Annotated in this window: 14 protein-coding genes; 4 read left to right on the top strand and 10 right to left on the bottom strand. The window is 72.4% G+C overall.

The genetic code is table 11. The features are described from left to right. Positions 1-125: 125 nt before the first annotated feature. From ABGB06_RS17550 to ABGB06_RS17530, 5 genes are all read right to left on the bottom strand, one after another. Positions 126-3,437 (bottom strand): alginate lyase family protein, encoded by a 3,312-nt coding sequence (locus ABGB06_RS17550; protein WP_347590285.1) that lies wholly within the window; start codon positions 3,435-3,437, stop codon positions 126-128. After that, complete coding sequence (locus ABGB06_RS17545) at positions 3,434-4,969, bottom strand: glycosyl hydrolase family 28 protein (RefSeq protein WP_347590283.1); 1,536 nt, start codon at positions 4,967-4,969, stop codon at positions 3,434-3,436. The genes ABGB06_RS17550 and ABGB06_RS17545 overlap by 4 nt, the downstream gene beginning before the upstream one ends. A 124-nt stretch (positions 4,970-5,093) precedes the next feature. Further along, on the bottom strand, positions 5,094-5,861 hold the full coding sequence (locus tag ABGB06_RS17540) for a carbohydrate ABC transporter permease (RefSeq protein WP_347590491.1): 768 nt from the start codon (positions 5,859-5,861) through the stop codon (positions 5,094-5,096). A gap of 56 nt (positions 5,862-5,917) precedes the next feature. After that, positions 5,918-6,793, bottom strand: a complete 876-nt coding sequence (locus tag ABGB06_RS17535; protein WP_347590489.1) for a sugar ABC transporter permease — start codon at positions 6,791-6,793, stop codon at positions 5,918-5,920. Between the two features lie 116 nt (positions 6,794-6,909). Next, positions 6,910-8,265 (bottom strand): sugar ABC transporter substrate-binding protein, encoded by a 1,356-nt coding sequence (locus ABGB06_RS17530; protein WP_347590281.1) that lies wholly within the window; start codon positions 8,263-8,265, stop codon positions 6,910-6,912. A 160-nt stretch (positions 8,266-8,425) separates the two neighbouring features. On the opposite strand from ABGB06_RS17530, the gene ABGB06_RS17525 reads away from it, so the two are divergent. The 3 genes from ABGB06_RS17525 to dgoD are packed head-to-tail and all read left to right on the top strand — an operon-like array spanning position 8,426 to position 11,637. Next, entirely contained in the window at positions 8,426-9,652 is a 1,227-nt protein-coding gene (locus ABGB06_RS17525) for an ROK family transcriptional regulator (protein WP_347590279.1), read from the top strand. Next, complete coding sequence (locus tag ABGB06_RS17520) at positions 9,649-10,452, top strand: SDR family NAD(P)-dependent oxidoreductase (protein WP_347590277.1); 804 nt, start codon at positions 9,649-9,651, stop codon at positions 10,450-10,452. Before ABGB06_RS17525 ends, ABGB06_RS17520 begins: the two co-directional genes overlap by 4 nt. Positions 10,453-10,491: 39 nt before the next feature. Continuing rightward, positions 10,492-11,637: a galactonate dehydratase gene (gene dgoD, locus ABGB06_RS17515; protein WP_347590275.1), complete on the top strand. Its 1,146-nt coding sequence runs from the start codon at positions 10,492-10,494 to the stop codon at positions 11,635-11,637. Positions 11,638-11,662: 25 nt separating this feature from the next. Here the strand turns inward: dgoD and ABGB06_RS17510 are convergent, their stop codons facing one another. Further along, positions 11,663-12,010: an SH3 domain-containing protein gene (locus tag ABGB06_RS17510; protein ID WP_347590273.1), complete on the bottom strand. Its 348-nt coding sequence runs from the start codon at positions 12,008-12,010 to the stop codon at positions 11,663-11,665. A 58-nt stretch (positions 12,011-12,068) separates the two neighbouring features. Beyond that, complete coding sequence (locus tag ABGB06_RS17505) at positions 12,069-12,521, bottom strand: MmpS family transport accessory protein (protein ID WP_347590271.1); 453 nt, start codon at positions 12,519-12,521, stop codon at positions 12,069-12,071. Between the two features lie 167 nt (positions 12,522-12,688). Between ABGB06_RS17505 and ABGB06_RS17500 the strand changes: the two genes are divergently transcribed. Beyond that, complete coding sequence (locus ABGB06_RS17500) at positions 12,689-13,498, top strand: SAM-dependent methyltransferase (RefSeq protein WP_347590269.1); 810 nt, start codon at positions 12,689-12,691, stop codon at positions 13,496-13,498. Between the two features lie 32 nt (positions 13,499-13,530). Here ABGB06_RS17500 and ABGB06_RS17495 read toward each other — a convergent pair whose 3' ends face one another. The 3 genes from ABGB06_RS17495 to ABGB06_RS17485 all read right to left on the bottom strand — a co-directional run bounded on the left by ABGB06_RS17495 (position 13,531) and on the right by ABGB06_RS17485 (position 16,648). Continuing rightward, complete coding sequence (locus ABGB06_RS17495) at positions 13,531-14,484, bottom strand: GNAT family N-acetyltransferase (protein WP_347590267.1); 954 nt, start codon at positions 14,482-14,484, stop codon at positions 13,531-13,533. Positions 14,485-14,493: 9 nt separating this feature from the next. Beyond that, positions 14,494-15,345 (bottom strand): DUF6202 family protein, encoded by an 852-nt coding sequence (locus tag ABGB06_RS17490; RefSeq protein ID WP_347590265.1) that lies wholly within the window; start codon positions 15,343-15,345, stop codon positions 14,494-14,496. 187 nt (positions 15,346-15,532) lie between these two features. Next, complete coding sequence (locus tag ABGB06_RS17485) at positions 15,533-16,648, bottom strand: DUF6421 family protein (RefSeq protein WP_347590263.1); 1,116 nt, start codon at positions 16,646-16,648, stop codon at positions 15,533-15,535. Between the last annotated feature and the right edge of the window lie 128 nt (positions 16,649-16,776).

Here is a 16,776-nt window from a genome sequence, read left to right as displayed (position 1 = left end):
CGGTGACTGCTGGTGGTGCGCTGTTCGGTGGTGCGACTCCTTGTACTCATGGGAGAGGTGTCTCCGTTTCTGCGAGTGGGGGGTTGGGGGTGATGACCGTGCGGATCCGTGCGGATCCCGCGGCCTCACACGACGCTCACCTCGTCGAAGACGACGGTGGTCAGCGTCGCGGGGTCGCGGGAGCAGACGACGAGGCCCGCGTGGTACGGGGCCTCGCCGAAGTTCGGGATGGCGCCCTCGGCGATCGGCGTCCAGCTCTCGCCGTCGTCCGAGACGGCGGCGGCGAAGGTGGTGCCGGTGCGGCTCAGGCGCAGCCACAGCGGGAGTTCGGCGGCGGTCGCGGTGCCGGTGAACGCGCTGGCGCCGGCCACGGTCGGGCGCAGCATGAGCTGAGCCGCGCGGCCGCCGGTGAGGATGGCGCCGGCCGCCTGGTCGAAGGGGGAGAGCGACTTCGCCATCAGCAGGCCGACGCGGTCGGCGGTCAGGGCGCCGGTGCGGGAGACCAGACGGGCGGTGAGGGTGGCGTCGCCGCTGACCGGCCGGCGGGCGAAGTGGCCGGTCATGCCCTGGTTGTTGACGGTGAGGTCGGTGCCGGCGCCGCGCAGGGTGAGGCGGCCGGCGCCGGCGTCGTGGGCCGTGCCGCCCGGGGTGCGCACCGCCACCACGCCGTGGGTGCCGAGCCGCCGTTCGTCGACGACGTGGTCGCCGAGGTCGCCGAACGTCCAGGGTGCGGGCGGGGGAGTGGCGACGGTGAGGGTGAGCCGCCCGGTGGCCGTGGCGGTGGCGTTGGCGGCGCTGACGGTCAGGACGAACTCGCCGGTGGCCGTGGGCGTTCCGGAGATCAGACCGGTGCGGCGGTCGAGGCGCAGCCCGTCGGGGAGCCCTTCGGCGGCGAAGCGGCCGGGCTGGTGGCTGGCCCGGAGCAGATGCTGGAAGGGGACGCCGACGGCGGCGTGGGCGGCGTCGGGTCCGGTGAGTTCGGGAGCGCGCGGGGTGGGCATCGTCGCGCTGGCACGCGCCGAACGGGGGCCGCCGCCGGCGACGTTGGTCTTGGCGACGGCGTAGTGGTGGCGGCGTCCCGGGGTGCCGGTGGGGTCGGCGTGGTGGATGAGGGTGCCGAAGCCGACCGGGCCGACGCCGGCGGCGATCGGTTCCCCGTCCCGCAGCACGGTGTAGCGGGCCGCCGGGTCGGGGTCGCGCCAGCTCAGCTCGACGGCGTCGGGTCCGGTCCGGGCGGTCAGCCCGGTGGCGGTGGTCGCGGGGACCGGCACGGACCAGCCGCCGTCGGCCGCGGTGAGGCGGACGTTGTCGAACGCCGCCGTGCCGGTCTCGGCGTACGGGGCGTCGACGCCGAGGCAGGAGGTCAGCACGAGACCGGCGTGGACGGTGCCGCCGAGGGCCGGCAGACGGGTGTCGCCGACCTCGGTCCAGGTGGCGCCGTCGGGCGATATGGCGCCGGTGAGGCGCGTGCCGCGGCGTTCGATCCGCACCCAGTACGGCATCCGCATCCGGTAGCCGTCGCCCGCGCCCTCGACGTACGGGGCGGCGAGCGGGGTCGCGGACTCGGGGAGGGTGCCGAGTTCGGAGAGCGGGAACGCGGCGGCGCTGGTGATCGCCTGGCGCTGGGTGGGCGGCACGGGGGTGCTGCCGGTGCCGGTGGCGGGCGCGCCCGCCTCGGCGCGGGTGGTCCACACGCCGCTGAAGGTGTGCAGGGGCAGGCCCTGGATCAGCATCGCGGCCTGCGGGGCGCCGGCGTCGAGCGAGGCGCGGACGGCCACGCCGGCCTTGGCGTACTGGGAGCTGAGCGGCCACACCAGGCGGGCCACGAGGGCGCCGTCGCCGCGCAGCGGGAGGTGAGCGAAACGCGCCGCGTCGGCGGTGCCCCCCAGGTCGGCGCCACCCGCCTCGACGATGAAGCGCTCGCCGTCGAACGCCGCCCGCCCGGGGCGGCGCACCTCGCCGACGTCGGCCGACCGCCAGGGTTCCGGCAGCCCTGCGGTGGCGGCCAGGACGGTCGAGTCGGGGCCGGCACCGGCGGAGTTGGCGGCGCTGACGGTGTAGTAGTACGTGCGGCCCTGCCGGGCGGTGCGGTCGGTGTGGACGGGCTCGGTGAGGTCGGCGACGAGCGGCCGGAACGGGCCTGCGGGGGTGCTGGCGCGGCGCAGCGCGTAGCTGTCCGCGCCGGACGAGGCGATCCAGGCGAGGGTGGGGGCGCCGTCGTCGGCGGGGGCGGCGTGGAGCCCGGCGGGGGCGGCGGGCGGTGCGGTCGTCGGCACGGGTTCGGCGCCGGCGTAGGCGAGGGTGCCGAAGGACGGCAGGTCGTCGTTGCCGCCCTCGACGCGGCCATCGATCGCCCGGCCGGTGTTGGGGGCGGAAAGGCCCCGCACGCCGGCGTAGTGGGCGTGGAGCATCGTGTAGATGGGCGGGATGTTGCCGCGGGCCCTGTCGGAGACGGTCTGTTTGAGGTACTTGCCGGTCCGGTCGAGGTCCGGGGTGAACGGCACGTCGTCGCCCAGGTTGTAGCCGGCGGCGTACTCGGCGTTGGCCAGGATGCGCTGGTCGGCGAAGCCGTAGAGGTCGACGCCCTGGTTCCAGGCGACCTGGGCGGCGTCGGCGAGCAGGCCGACGGCTAGCTGCTCGTGGCCCTGGTCGCGGCCGGACTCCTGGCCCTGGCCCTCGGCGGTGACGATGCGGCCGAGCACGCTGCCGTTGCCCGCGCCGGCGGCGGCGAAGCGCAGCGCGTCCTCGAAGAGGGTGCGGTCCTCGCAGAACACGCCGATGGCGAGGATGGTCTGGACGGCGGTGAGGTCCCAGTTGCCGTTGGCGTAGAGCATGTAGCCGGAGACGGACGGGTACCACACCCGCAGGAACGACTCCGCGCAGGCCGCGACGTCCGCGTCCGCCCAGCCCTGGTAGCCGGTGTGCCGCAGCAGTTCGGCGGCGTTGACGAACTTGAAGCCCTGCAGGCCGGCGCCCAGCGGGCCGTCGGCGCCCGTGACCGCGGTGAGCGAGGCGGACCAGGCGTTGAGGATGTCGCGGGCCTTGTCGGCGTGCGCCCGTTCGCCGGTGACGCACCACATGAGGGCGTTCTGGTAGGCGGCGGCGGAGTCGGCGACGGCCTCGGCCATGTGGTTGCTGGGGCCGCGGCCCCAGGAGGTGACCTGTCCGGTGTTGCCGACGGCGTAGCCGGCCTGCGAGCGGGGGTGGGCGGCCAGCGCCTGGAAGCCGGCGTACTGCGGCGCGGCCTGGGCGGCGACGGCGTCGCGCATCCGCACCAGGTCGGCGGCGGTGTGCAGCAGTCCCGGATGGGTGAACGCGAAGGGCGCGGCGCCCGCCCGCGCGGGGGCGGGCAGGGCCAGGGCGCCGGCGCCCGCCGCCAGCAGGGCGGACGAGGCGGCCAGGACGCTGCGCCGGGTGGGGTGCGGGAGGCGGGTCACTGGGCCGCCGCCTCCTCCGTGGTGAGGAAACGCAGGTTCCGGACGTGGTCGTTGGCGAACATGGGCACGCCGTCCGCGGCCAGGTACCAGCTCGGCTTGCCGCCGCTGTCGCGGAGGACCCGGCCGTTGACGACGAGGTTCTCGAAGGTGACGTCCTTGATGAGGTGGTCGGCGTCGTAGCCGATCAGCAGCGAGATGTCGGCGTGGGTGCCGGTGTAGGTGAGGTCCTTGATGTGGACGTTCTCGATGCCGCGGCCGGCCGTGGTGTTCCACTTCGGGTTGAAGGTGACCCGCATGTGGATGAGCTGGCCCCAGCGGAAGTCCTCGACCCGCATGCCGTCGACCCGCACGTTCCTGACGAGGTTGCCGTCGCCCGGGTTGATGGCGACGCAGCCCTGGTAGAGCAGCTGCGGCTCGCGGTGGTCGAGGATGTCGATGTTCTCGAAGACCAGGTTCTCCAGCACCTCCGGGTTGTCGGGGTCGGGGTTGCCGTGGGTGCCGATGTTGATCGGGTGGGCGACGTCGGCCCAGAGGGTGGTGTTCCTGACGGTGATGTCGCGGGTGTCGCCGTAGTACTCCCAGCGGTGGGTGTAGAGGGCGATGCAGTCGTCGGAGTTGCGCAGGAAGCAGCCGTCGATCGTGACGCCGGTGGAGCAGAAGACGTCGATGCCGTCACCCCAGCCCTGCTGGCTGAACGAGCGCAGGTTGCTGATGGTGACGTTCTGGGATTCGGCGACGGTGATGGTGTTGTACCGGGGGTTGACCACCGTGATGCCGTCGACCTGGACGTTCTCGCAGTCGTGGACGAGGATCGCGCCGCCGGTGGCGCCGTGGATCACGCCGCGCCCGACGAGCCGCGCGTTCTCCACGCCCTCGAAGATGACGTTCGAGGTGAGGACGGCGCCGCCGGCCAGGTAGACGGTCTTGCCGCTGGGAACGGTCAACGTGCGGTCGGGGTGGGTGTGCACTCCGGGGCCGAAGTAGATGACGTCAGGATCGTCCTGGGCGGGCGGGTCCTGCTCGACGGGGTTGGTGAGCAGGTGCAGGCAGTCGAAGATCTCGTCGTCGCCCTGGACGACCACGTTGCGGGGCTCGGTGAGGGTGAAGCGCACGGTGCTGCCGCGGAGTTCGTGCGCGATGCCGTAGGAGTCGGGGCGGATGCGGGCGCTCCTGACACCGCCGCGCGAGAAGGTGACCTCGACCTCGACGGTGCCGGCGAAGTCGAAGGTGGCCATCGAGGAGTTCTGGGACCGGTTGGCGCCGGTGGTGGCGTCGATCAGCGGCAGCTTGACCAGGTGGATGCCTATCGTTTTCCAGGCGCCGCCGACGGGACGGACCCGCACTCTGACGGCGTCGTTGGTCGGCACCCCGTCGGGGATGGCGTAGTGGACCACCCGGTTCGCGGCCCGGCTCCCGACGGTCTCTTCCTGGGCTCCGGCGGATCCGGCCGCCACCGTGGCGGCCGCGGTGCTGGCGAGGACGCCTGCTCCGGCGGCCTGGAGGACCGAGCGGCGCGAGAACGGCGTGCGCATGAGATATCCCTTCAGAAAACGAAATCTAGAAAACGTTCATCTATCGTGGCGCACGGACGCCCGTGAGGCCATGGCCGTGCGGGTACTTCTGGGTGGGTGCTTCCGTGCGGGGCTCCCGCCGCGGCTACTTGAGGCCCGAGGTGGAGATCCCCGCGATGAAGCCGCGCTGGGCGACGAGGAAGAGCAGCAGCGGCGGCAGGACGTAGATGACGGCGCCGGCGGCCATGAGGTTGTTGATCGGCAGGCCCTGTTCGTTGACGAACGACGTGGACAGCGCGACGGCGAGCGTGGTCCTGTCGCTGCTGAGCAGCATCATCGGGGCGAGGTAGTCGCCCCAGCTCCAGGCGAAGGAGATCACCAGGCTGGCGGCGATGGCGGGCCAGGACTGGGGCAGGAAGATGCGCCAGAAGATATGGGCGTAGCCGCAGCCGTCGATGATCGCCGCCTCCTCCAACTCCCGCGGCATGCCGGCGAAGAACTGGCGGAAGAGGAAGATCAGGTAGGGGGCGCCGACCACGCCCCACAGCACCCACGGCCAGTAGGTGTTGAGCATGTTCAGTCGCGCGAAGATCAGGTACGTGGGGATGAAGGTGATCATCTGCGGCAGCATCATCGTGCTCAGCAGCAGGCCGAAGAGCGCCTTCTTGCCCGGCGCCGACAGCCGGGCGAAGCCGTAGCCCGCCCAGGCGGAGCTGAGGGTGACCAGCACGCTGTAGATGGCCGCGATGATCAGCGAGTTGCGGGCGTAGCCGAGGTAGTCGATGACCCCGCTCCACGCCTCGGAGTAGTTGCCCCACCGGAAGGTCTCGGGGAGCCACTGCACCGGGAGCGCCGCCACCTCCTCCGGGGCCTTCAGGGAGGTGAGGACGAGCCAGCCGAACGGGCCGAGCATCAGGCCGGTGACGATCACCAGCGCCGAGTACAGGAGGAGCCTGGGTGCGCGGACAGTCACTTCTTCGCCTCCGGGTCGACGTTGTAGAACACCGCGCCGGCGGTGAGCTTGAAGATGAGGGCGGTGACCGCGACGATCACCGCGAACAGCACCCACAGCAGCGCGGAGGCGTAGCCGAAGCGGCCGTAGGCGAAGTACTGCGCGAACACGTTGATCATGTACATGTAGTTGTCGCCCGGTACGCTGGTGGCGCCCGCCGGGGTGGAGTTCGCCGCCAGCAGCAGCGGCATGAAGGTCTGCAGCGCGCCGATCACGCCGGTGATCGTCTGGAAGAGGATGACCGGGGAGAGCAGCGGCAGCGTGACGCTCCGGAAGGAACGCCAGGCCGTGGCGCCGTCGATGCGCGCGGCCTCCTGGAGGTCCCGGGGGATGTCCTGCAGACCGGCCAGCGAGATGATCATGACGTTCCCCGCGCCCCACAGCACCGTCATCATGATCACGTAACGGGCGTAGGGGTCGGTCAGCCAGCTGACGGCGTTGACCCCGAAGACGTCGAGAACGCCGTTGGCGGCGCCGGCGTTCTTGTCGAAGACCAGCTTGAAGGTGAGGGCCGCGCCGACCGGCGGCACGACGGCGGGCAGGTAGAGGAGCGTGCGCCACAGGCCCCGGCCGCGCAGCGGGCGGTTGACCATGACCGCCAGGATCAGGCCGGCGACGATCGACATCGGCACCGTGACCGCCACGAACAGCAGGGTGCGTCCGAGGGACTGCCGGGTCAGCGGGTCGGACCACAGCTCGCGGTAGTTCTCCAGGCCGACCCAGTGCCAGTTGGGCGAGATGCCGTCGAAGTTGGTGAAGCTCATCCACAGGGCGTAGCCCATGGGGAAGACGGTCAGCAGCACGAAGCCGAGCAGCCAGGGGCCGGTGAACATGTAGAAGGCGCGGTGCCGGCGCCTGGTGGCGCTGTTACGCCGCGGCGTCGACGCGCGGGCCGCGCGCGCGACCCGCGCGGGCGGGCTGGCCGCGCCCCGGATCTCCTGTACGGCCATCACACGAGCTCCTTACCGAGGTCCATCTGGTGGTTCATGCGCTCGTTGAGCTCGCGGACCAGGTCGTCGACGGCCCGCTCGCCCCGCATCGCGGCGGGCAGCAGCTGGTTCAGTACCGCGTCGAACGCCTCGGGGCGCACGTAGGGGGTGAAGGAGAGGACGGAGAAGTACTCCAGCTCCGCCTGCTGCACCTCGAAGGCCTGCCGCTGGAACGGCTCGGCCGTGGGCATCAGCGGGCGGAGGGACTCGAGGGTGGGGATGCCCCAGCCGCCCGACGCCCGGGCCTCGGCGGGTCCCTCGCCGAAGTACCACTCGAAGAGGCGCCAGGCCAGCTCCTTGTGGGGCGCCTTTTTCGGTATCCAGAAGCCCGTTCCGGCCTGGCAGGGGCTGACCCGCCGGCCGGTGTCGAACTGGGGGGCGGGGGCGAAACGCGACGCCTCCGCGATCTCGGGCGTGGCGGCGATGTTGCCCAGGAACCAGTAGCCGGCGCCCGCCATCGCCATGCGGCCGGCGTTGTACGTCGGGCCGTCCCATCCGTCGGGGTTGGGGTCGATGAGGCTGGGGCCGACGCCGGCCCTGGCGAAGTCCAGGTACCAGGTGAGCGCCCTGCGGGCCTCGGGGGTCGAGAAGTCGACCCGGCCCAGGTCCTCGCTGAACAGCGAACCGCCCGCGGACGCGGTGAGCACCATGAGGTTCGAGAACAGGCCCAGGCCGCTGGCGCTCAGGCCGTAGACGGTGGTCCGGCCGTCCCTGCGCTGGGTCACCCGTTCGCCCAGGTCCAGCAGCTCGTCGTACGTCACGGGCTCGGTGGTGGACGGGTGGCCGACTCCGGCCTCGTCGAAGAGCGCCGTGTTGAACCAGAACATGGAGTCCTGGGAGTAGTCCTTGGCCATGCCGTAGATCGGGCCGCGGCCCTGCCGCCGGCCGTCGTAGCGCCAGAGGTCGTTGACCGGGTCGAGGTCGTCGACGTTCAGGATCGAGCTCCGGGCGAAGTACGGATCGAGCTCCTCGGCCACGTCGCGCGCGGCCAGGTACGGCGTCTGCAGGGCGCCCAGGCCGCGCACCAGGTCGGGCGGTTGGCCGCTGGCGAGCATCGCGGTCAGCAGGGTGACGTCCTCCAGGACGACGTTGATCCTGATGCCCAGCTCGTCCGCGGCCTGTTCGATCATCTCGTCGGTGAAGTCCCCCTCCGTCGCCATGATCGTGACGGTGTTCCTGCCCGTCGCGCCGCCGGCGACCGAGAGGGCGCAGCCGGAGAGCGCGGCCGCGCCCGTGGCGGCGCCGCCCGCCGCGAGCCCGAGGAAGCCGCGGCGGCCGAGGGGAGCGCCGGGGCGCGGGAAGTTGCTTTGCGTCATGCACTCATCACTTTCGTGTGAAGAGTTGATGGGTACGTCGGACGTGCGTTGCGGAAGTGCGTCGGAAGATGTGCGGTTGAGTGGCCAGAGCCTCGGACTGCGGCGGGAGTCTGTCAAGACTCTTGACGAACTTTCGAAACGACGAGGTACTCTGCGCTCTATGAGCCAGAAGCCCGGAGGAGCCCTGCGCAACCTCCGCCGCACCAACCAGGAGGGGGTCCTCTCCCTGCTGCTCGCCCACGGACCCCAGCACCGGGCCGGCCTGGCGCGGCGGGCCGAGGTCTCCCGGACCACGGTCTCCACGATCGTCACCGACCTCATGGACCGCGGCCTGGTGATCCAGTCCGAGGGGGACCCGGGCCCGGACGGCGACGGGCAGGTCCGCGACGGGCGGGTCCGCGACCTGCTGGCGGTCAATCCGCGGGCCGCCGCCGTGGTGGGCATGAACCACATCCACGACGGCGTCTGGGTGCACCTGAGCGACCTGTCCTCGCGGCGGATCGCCAGCGCGGGCGCGGGCGTCGACCCCGCCACCGGCCCCGACCAGCGCATCGCCGCCGGGCTCGGCGTCCTCACCCGGCTGCTGGACGAGCACGGCCTCGGGCGCGACCAGATCATCGGCGCCGGCATCGGCGTGCCGGGCCCCATCGACCACACCACGGGCGTGGTCGGCGTCTCCCTGCCGGGCGAACCCTGGTCCAACTTCCGCGCCGCCGACGCGTTCGGGCGGGCGCTCGGGGTGCCGGTGGCGGTGGAGAACAACACCCGCCTGGAGGCCGTCGCCGAGGCGCGCTGGGGTGCCGGCCGGGGCGTCGCCGACCTGCTGTACGTGGGCCTGTCCAGCGGCATCGCCGCGGGCCTGATCCTCGACGGGCGGCTGTACCGGGGCACCCTCGGCGCCGCCGGCGAGCTGGGCCACGTCTCGGTCAGCATCGACGGGCCCGCCTGCCGCTGCGGCAACCGCGGCTGCCTGGTGCTGCACGCGGGCATCCCCGCCGTACTCGACGCGCTGCGCCCCGTCTTCGGCCCCGGCACCGGCCTGGAGGAGATGCTGGCCCGCACGGCGGCCGGCGACCGGGCGGGCGAGGGCGTCCTCGCCGACATCGGCGCGGTGGTCGGCCAGGTGCTGGCCAACCTGTGCAACCTGCTCAACCCCGAGCGCATCGTGGTGGGCGGCGAGCTCTCCCGGGCCGGGGAGACGCTGCTCGCGCCGATGCGCACCGCGCTCCGCCGCTACGCGCTCTCGCTGGTGCGCGACGTGGACGTGGTGGCCGGCGAGTTGGGGCTCGGCGCCCGGGTCGGGGCGCTCGGCGGCGCCGCGTTGATCCTCGGCGAGCCCTCGGACCTCGCCGCCGCGCTCAACCGCATCACCGGACCCCCGGCGTGACCCGCCTCCCGGACCGCCTCGCGACGCGCCTCCCCGGCCGCTTCGCGACCCGTTTCCCTGACCGCTTCGCGGAGCGGGTGGCCGTGGTGACCGGCGGCGGCAGCGGCATCGGCGCGGCCTGCGCCCGGCGCTTCGCCGCCGAGGGCGCGGCCGTCGTCATCGCCGACGTCGACGCCGAGGCCGGCGAGCGGGTCGCCACCGCGCTGCGCGCCGAGGGCCACCGGGCCGACCACGTCGCGTGCGACGTGGCGCGCGCCGCCGACTGGCAGCGGCTGGCCCGGGCGACGCTCGCCGCCCACGGCCGGGTCGACGTCCTGGTCTCCAACGCCTACGCGATGAGCGTCAGGCCGGTCCACGAGCTGCCCGAGGAGGACTGGCACCGGGTCCTCGACGTCTGCCTGACCGCCGCCTACCTCGGCGTGCGCGCGCTGCGCGAACCGCTGCTGGCCGCCCGCGGCAGCGTGGTGGCCGTGTCCTCGGTCCACGCCAGCGCCGGGCGGGCCGGCTTCGCCGCGTACGCCGCCGCCAAGGGCGGCCTGGAGGCGCTGGTGCGGCAACTGGCCGTGGAGTGCGGCCCGGCGCTGCGCGTCAACGCCGTGGCACCTGGCCCGATCGACACCCCGCAGTGGAGCCGGGCCGGCGAGCAGGAGCGTCGGGCCGAGGCGGAGCACACCGTCCTGGGCCGCTTCGGCCTGCCCGAGGAGGTCGCCAGCGCCGCGGCGTTCCTCGCCTCCGACGAAGCGGGTTTCATCACCGGCGCCACCCTGCCCATCGACGGCGGATGGCGCATCCGCCTCTGAGGCGTGACGCGTCGCCACCCGCCCGATCTGAGAGGTTCCATGAAGATCGTCAGGATCGAGACCTTCCTCGTCCCGCCGCGCTGGCTGTTCCTGCGCGTGGAGACCGACGAGGGCATCACCGGCTGGGGCGAGCCCATCGTCGAGGGCCGTGCCGAGACGGTGGCCGCCTGCGTCGCCGAGCTCTCCGAGCACCTCATGGGCTCCGACCCGCGGCTCATCGAGGACCACTGGCAGGTGCTGGCCAAGGGCGGTTTCTACCGGGGCGGTCCGGTGCTGAACAGCGCGCTGGCCGGCATCGACCAGGCGCTGTGGGACATCAGGGGCAAGGAGTTGGGCGTGCCCGTGCACGAACTGCTCGGCGGCCCGGTGCGGGAGCGGGTCAGGGTCTACCGGTGGATCGGCGGCGCCAGCGCCGCCGAACTCGCCGAGGCCGGGCAGCGCGCCGTCGCCCAGGGGTACACCGCGGTCAAGTGCAACGCCGCCGAACGGCTGCGGGCCGTCGACTCCGCCGCCGCGGTGCGCGACGTGGTGGCGCGGCTGACCGCGCTGCGCGAGGCCGTCGGCTGGGAGGTGGACATCGCCGTCGACTTCCACGGCCGGTTCTCCGCGGCCATGGCCCGCCGCACGCTGCCGCTGCTCGAACCCCTGCTGCCGCTGTTCGTCGAGGAGCCGACGCTGCCGGAGTTCTCCCGCGACCTCGCCCAGATCACGGCCGCCACCGCCGTGCCCATCGCGGTCGGCGAACGCCTCTACTCCCGCTGGGACTTCAGGGACGTGCTGCCGACCGGCATCGCCGTCGCCCAGCCGGACCTCTCGCACGCGGGCGGCATCTCCGAGGTGCGCCGCATCGCCGCCATGGCCGAGGCGTACGACGTGGCGTTCGCCCCGCACTGCCCGCTCGGCCCGATCGCGCTCGCCGCCTGCCTGCAGACGGACTTCGCCACGCCCAACTTCCTCATCCAGGAGCAGAGCCTCGACGTGCACGCGCCGGAGGACAACGAACTGCTCGGCACACTCGTGGACCCGACCGTCTTCCGCTTCGCCGACGGGCACCTGGCGCGACCCCCGCTGCCGGGACTCGGCGTCGACATCGACGAGAGGGCGGTGCGCCACGCCGCCGCGGCCGGCCACCGCTGGCGCAACCAGGGCTGGCGGCACGCGGACGGCTCGTTCGCCGAATGGTGACGCCCCCGGGCTCGTACGACCGGCGCTACCCCTCGGGCGACAGGGTCGAGAGCGGCACCCAGCCCTCCCGGCCCGCGCCGTCGCGACACCACAGCCAGCCGCTGGCCAGGTCCTCCGCCAGCACGTCGAGGACGTCGCCCGCCGCGGTGGGCAGTTCCGTCGTGTCGTAGGGCTTCTCGACCCTGACCTGTCCCGAGGGTCCGGAGAGGTGCCGGGCCGGGACCCACCCCGTGCCGTGGGCGGCGGTCACGAACACGAACTCGGGCCACACATCGTCGCGTTTCCCCGCCTCGACGAGCTCTCCGGCGGCGAGTCGCAGGGGCGCGCGCTCCGGGATCTCGTGCGGGGTGGCGGCGGTGACCTGTCTGTTCATGGGCCAGACGGTGACACGGGGCGAGGCGCCGCGCAAGCCGCGGACGGTCAGTCGCCGGTCAGTCGCCGGCCGCCGCCATGCGGAGGTCCGGCACGGCGCACATGACCTGGAGCGGTCCCGTCTGCTCCGCGGCGACCTCGTCGTCCACGGTCACCCGGCAGCTCAGCTCCTCCGTGTCGGACCCGGGGGCCAGCACGTCGGCCGGCGTCACGCTCAGGTTGGGGCTGGCGCCGGCCTGCTCGGACCGTCGGGCGGTGAACTCCAGGCTCCAGGGCAGTTCGGCGTCGTCGACGATCTGGAGGGTGCCGTCGGCCTCGGTGTAGGTGATGTCCGCCGCACCCGACGGGGCGTCCACGCGGTAGTCGACCGTCACCGAGGCGGGCTGGTCGCCGAGCGGGGAGAGCCCGCCCGACGAGCCCTCGGGCGCGTCGTCCGAGGAGCATCCCGTGGCGCCGATGCCGAGGATCGCGGTCAGCGCGGCGACGGCCGCGCCCGTTCTTCGGGACGTCATGTCTCCCCCGTCGTTCGACCGGCCGGACGCCGGAACGCCGCTCATCCTAGGACGGTTCGCCGCCACCGGCGCGGCGTGGCACGAACGCTCGACCGCGGGAATCGCCCTGTGGCAGGCTGCTCCCACGTAGGTACCGAAGGCGGCGACGAGGACGAGGGCGGGGCACGGTGAACGACGGTGGCGCGGGGCCCGTGGACGGGCTGATCGACAACACCCGTCCCCATTCGGCGAGGATCTGGAACTACCTGGCCGGCGGCAAGGACTACTACCCCGTGGACGCCGCCGCGGCCGAGCGGGTGCTGTCGGTGTTCCCCGGCATGCGCGACATGACGCTGCACTCGCGCGCGTTCATCGGCCGCGTGGTGCGGCACCTGGCCGGGGAGGTGGGGATCCGGCAGTTCCTCGACATCGGCACCGGACTGCCCACCCAGGACAACACCCACGAGGTGGCCCAGCGGGTGGCCCCCGAATGCCGGATCGTCTACGTCGACAACGACCCGCTGGTGCTGGCGCACGCGGAGGCGCTGCTCACCAGCGACCCCGCCGGTTCCTGCGCCTACCTGCACGCCGACGTCCGCGAGCCCGAGGAGATCCTGCGGCAGGCGGAGAAGACGCTCGACCTCTCGCGCCCGGTCGGGCTGATGCTGATGGGCATCCTCGGCCTGGTGCCCGACGCCGACGAGGCCCGGTCGATCATCGCCCGGCTGCTCGCGGCGCTGCCGCCCGGCAGCTACCTCGGGCTGAACGACGGCGCCACGACCGACCCCGCGTACGTGGAGGCCATCCGCCGGCACAACGCCAACAGCGGCGCCGTCCCGTACACCCCGCGCGACCCCGAGCAGATCACCACCTTCTTCGACGGCTTGGACCTCCTCGAACCCGGCGTCGTCAGCTGCTCCCACTGGCGCCTCGAGGTGACCCCCTTCGGCCTCCCCGACGAGGTCGCCGTCTGGGGCGGCCTCGCCCGCAAGGCCTAGGCTCTGGCTCCTGGGCCGGCGCGCGCCCACGCCTACCTCCCGGCCGTCGCCGGCGTCGTCCGGGGGACGGGGTGGAGGATGGGTGGGGCCAGGTTGGGGGCCGTGTAGCGGGTGGCGTCGACCGGGGTGACGTGGAAGACGTGGGGGACCAGGCGGGCCTCGGCGTGGGGCGTCGTGGGGTCGGGGTAGCCGAGGATCAGCGCCGGGTCCGCGAGCGAGTCGAGGCGCAGCACCAGGTCGGCCTCGTCCTGGGCGCCGGGGTCGGCGAACTCGTGCGAGGGCACCGGTCGGAAGCCCAGCTCGGACTTGAACACCAGCAGTCCCGGACGGGTGAGGTGGCCCAGCAGGTTGGGCTCGTTCCCCAGGGTGGCCCGGGTGTACCCGCGGCGGCGGCCCTCGGCCAGGGCCGTCAGGTAGAGCACCCGGGCCAGGCTGGCGCGGCGCCAGCGGGCGCTGACGGCGGAGAAGCGCAGCACCAGCGTGTCCACCGCCGGGCATTCCAACACCAGGCAGCCGCCGGCCAGTTCGTCGCCCTCCCAGGCGAACACACCGAAGAACCGCCGGGGCCCGTGCAGCACCGCGTCCCGGTAGTCGAGGGCGAACGGCACGCCGAACCGCATGGCGCCGACCCGTTCCCGGTAGAGCTCGAGGAAGCGGTCCAGGGACCGGGGGGTGACCGGGTCCTCGACGGTCTCGCGCAGGCCCGCCCGCCGCGCGTCGCGGCGGGCGCGGCGGACGGCCCTGCGGGGATAGCGGCCGAGGCCCGCCAGATAGGCGTCGTCGTCCGGGCCGGCGTCGCCCGCCCACGTCACCACGGCCGGTTTGCGGACGAAGCCGCGCCGCGCCAGTTCGTCCCAGAGGCGGGCGGGCGGGTTCGGCATCCGGACGACGTCGAGGGGACGGTCCGTCCGGGTCCACGGCTCCCGGTCCAGCTCCGCGGGCTCGATCAGCGCCAGCCGCAGCCCGAAGCGGTCGACGATCTCCATCGGGCGAGGTCAGGCCCCCGCGACCGGCGACGGCGCCGCGGACCTGGCCAGGCAGTCGCCGAAGCACTCGAGCGTCGCCGACCAGTTGGCGGCGTACTCCCGGCTCACGGCGAGGAACTCCTCGGCCTGCGCGGGGTCGGTGACCATGTGGGTCATGCCGGTCTCGTCGTCGCTGACCTGCGCGGCGTGCACGGTCTCGGCCTTGATGTGCGAGTCGATCCAGGCGAACTGGTCGTTCTCGGTGAACACCTTCTCGCCGCCCACGAGGACCTTGCCGTACATCCGGCGGAACGCCACCGCGATGTCCAACGCGATGGTCTCCACGACGCGCAGCTGCACGGCGGCGCCCAACGGGGAGTCGGCCAGCCGTTCCATGTTGTCCAGCAGGCCGCGGATCGGCTCGGGGAGCTCCGCGTCGCTCGCGTCCTCGGACGCGTCCTCGCCGAGCCTCGCCGCGAGCGGGGCGACGATCGTGTCGTGCCACCACACGTAGTGGATGCCGGCGGGGCCGGTCGGCGCGACGGCCTTGAACTCGGGGGCGGCGTTGTCCAGGTCGTCGCCGATCACCTGGTACACGGTCTGGAAGGCGGCCAGGACCTCGCGGTTCGGGGCCGGCTGGGTGGCGAACCGCCGGGCCATCTCGCCGAGCCCGGCGAGGGTGGTGAACATGAAGCCCTTGGTCGTCTCCCGCCACCACACCGCGACGCGGTAGGCGGCCCGCGGGTCGACGGTCTCGAGGCTCCTCGCGGTGCCGAAGAAGCCGTTGTCGGCGCGGCGCAGCCGGGCTTCGTCGATCACCCGCTCCACCCGCTCGTCGAGTTCGGTCCGGGCGGCGTCGGTGAACACAGGTGCGGTAGTCACGATCACTCCTGTAGGTGTGAGCTCTGGTGGGCGTCCGATAGGTGCGGACGTGGGTGGTGCACACAGGTGGTGCACGTGCCGGAGGCACTGGCGGTGCTGCGGTGCTGCGGTGCGGCGGTGCCGGAGAGAAGGAACCGGGGGAGTGGCCGCCGGGCCGTGGGGACCTGGGCGGCCGGGGCGCAGCGGGCTAGATGCCCAGCCTGCGCTTGACGTCCGCGAAGAACGGGACGTAGCGGTAGTCGCGGGCCACCGGATCGTAGTCCGTGTAGTGGTTCACGAACTCCAACAGCCGCTTGCGGACGGCCTCCACGGGCTCCTCGTGGATCCGACTCTCGATGCGCTGGATCTCGGCGAGGAACGCGGCCAGCACCTCGGCGACCGACGGGCTGAGCTCGATGATCTCGTTCCGGACCCGGATGCCGTCGTGCTCGCGGAGAAAGCCGAACAGTAACTGGGAGGCCACGGCGTCGTAGTTGGGGTGCGGGATGCCCTCCACGGCGTAGCGCAGCAGGCGCTCCGCGAGGATGTACTCGTAGGCGACGAGCGACTCCTCGCGCGGCAGCCGCTCGTCGTTCAGCAGCGCCATCATGCCGGAGACGTCGACCCGCAGCTCCTCCAGACCGGCGAGCGGCTTGTACTTCTTCGCCGGGAGGAATTCGGGGATCGGCATGTCGCCCTGGCGGTGGTGGTACTCGTGCAGCCGCACCCACCAGGAGGACGCCTGCTGGACGGTCTGGTCGTCGGCGCCCCGGATCAGCGGGAAGCTGCCCTCCGCCATGACCGCCTCGATCATTTTCCGGGTGATGCGGTTGTGGCGCTCGACGAACTTGTCGATGAAATAGAAGATGAGGTCGTCGGGACGCTGGATGCCGTCGATGTGGTTCTCCGGGAAGAGGGCCACGACGACCCGCGACCTGAATCCCTCGGAACTGCCCTTGATGACGACCGGCATCGTCGGACTGGCATAGGTCTGGACGAGATGGGAATCCGCCGGGAGTTCCTCGTAGACGAGATAGTCGAGGGACAGTTTGGGGAAGTAGGAGGCGTCGAACAACGAGAATATGTGGTTGTCGCGCCGCTCGTTGATGTGCGCTTTGGTGGCGTTGAGTCGAGCCCCTGGGGAAAACGATCGGAGATCGTCGATGAGTGCCTGGGCCAGCGGCTGTTTTCGCAGCTCACGGGAGTCTTCGAGGCGGTTGACAAGCTTCTTGAGGTTCTCTTCCTCACGGAAGCCTGAGCGTTCTCCCAGACCCTGCCGCAGTGCGTTGACCTCCGCGAGTACCGAGCGCATGTCGTCTGTCACAATGCCTCCGCTTAGGTGGCGCCGGGATCTGCGCCGAAGCCTACACACGATCTTGCGCCGGTGGAAGGTTTTTCGGGGAAGTTCTGTCGTGTAAAGGCGCTCTGCCGGAATTTCGGCGGTTTGCTGGA

Origin of the sequence: Streptomyces sp. B6B3, from assembly GCF_039871525.1 — a bacterium.
In the GTDB taxonomy this organism is placed as follows: domain Bacteria; phylum Actinomycetota; class Actinomycetes; order Streptomycetales; family Streptomycetaceae; genus Streptomyces.
The sequence above is the reverse complement of the archived record's forward strand: the minus strand, read 5'-3'. Positions and strand labels throughout refer to the sequence as shown.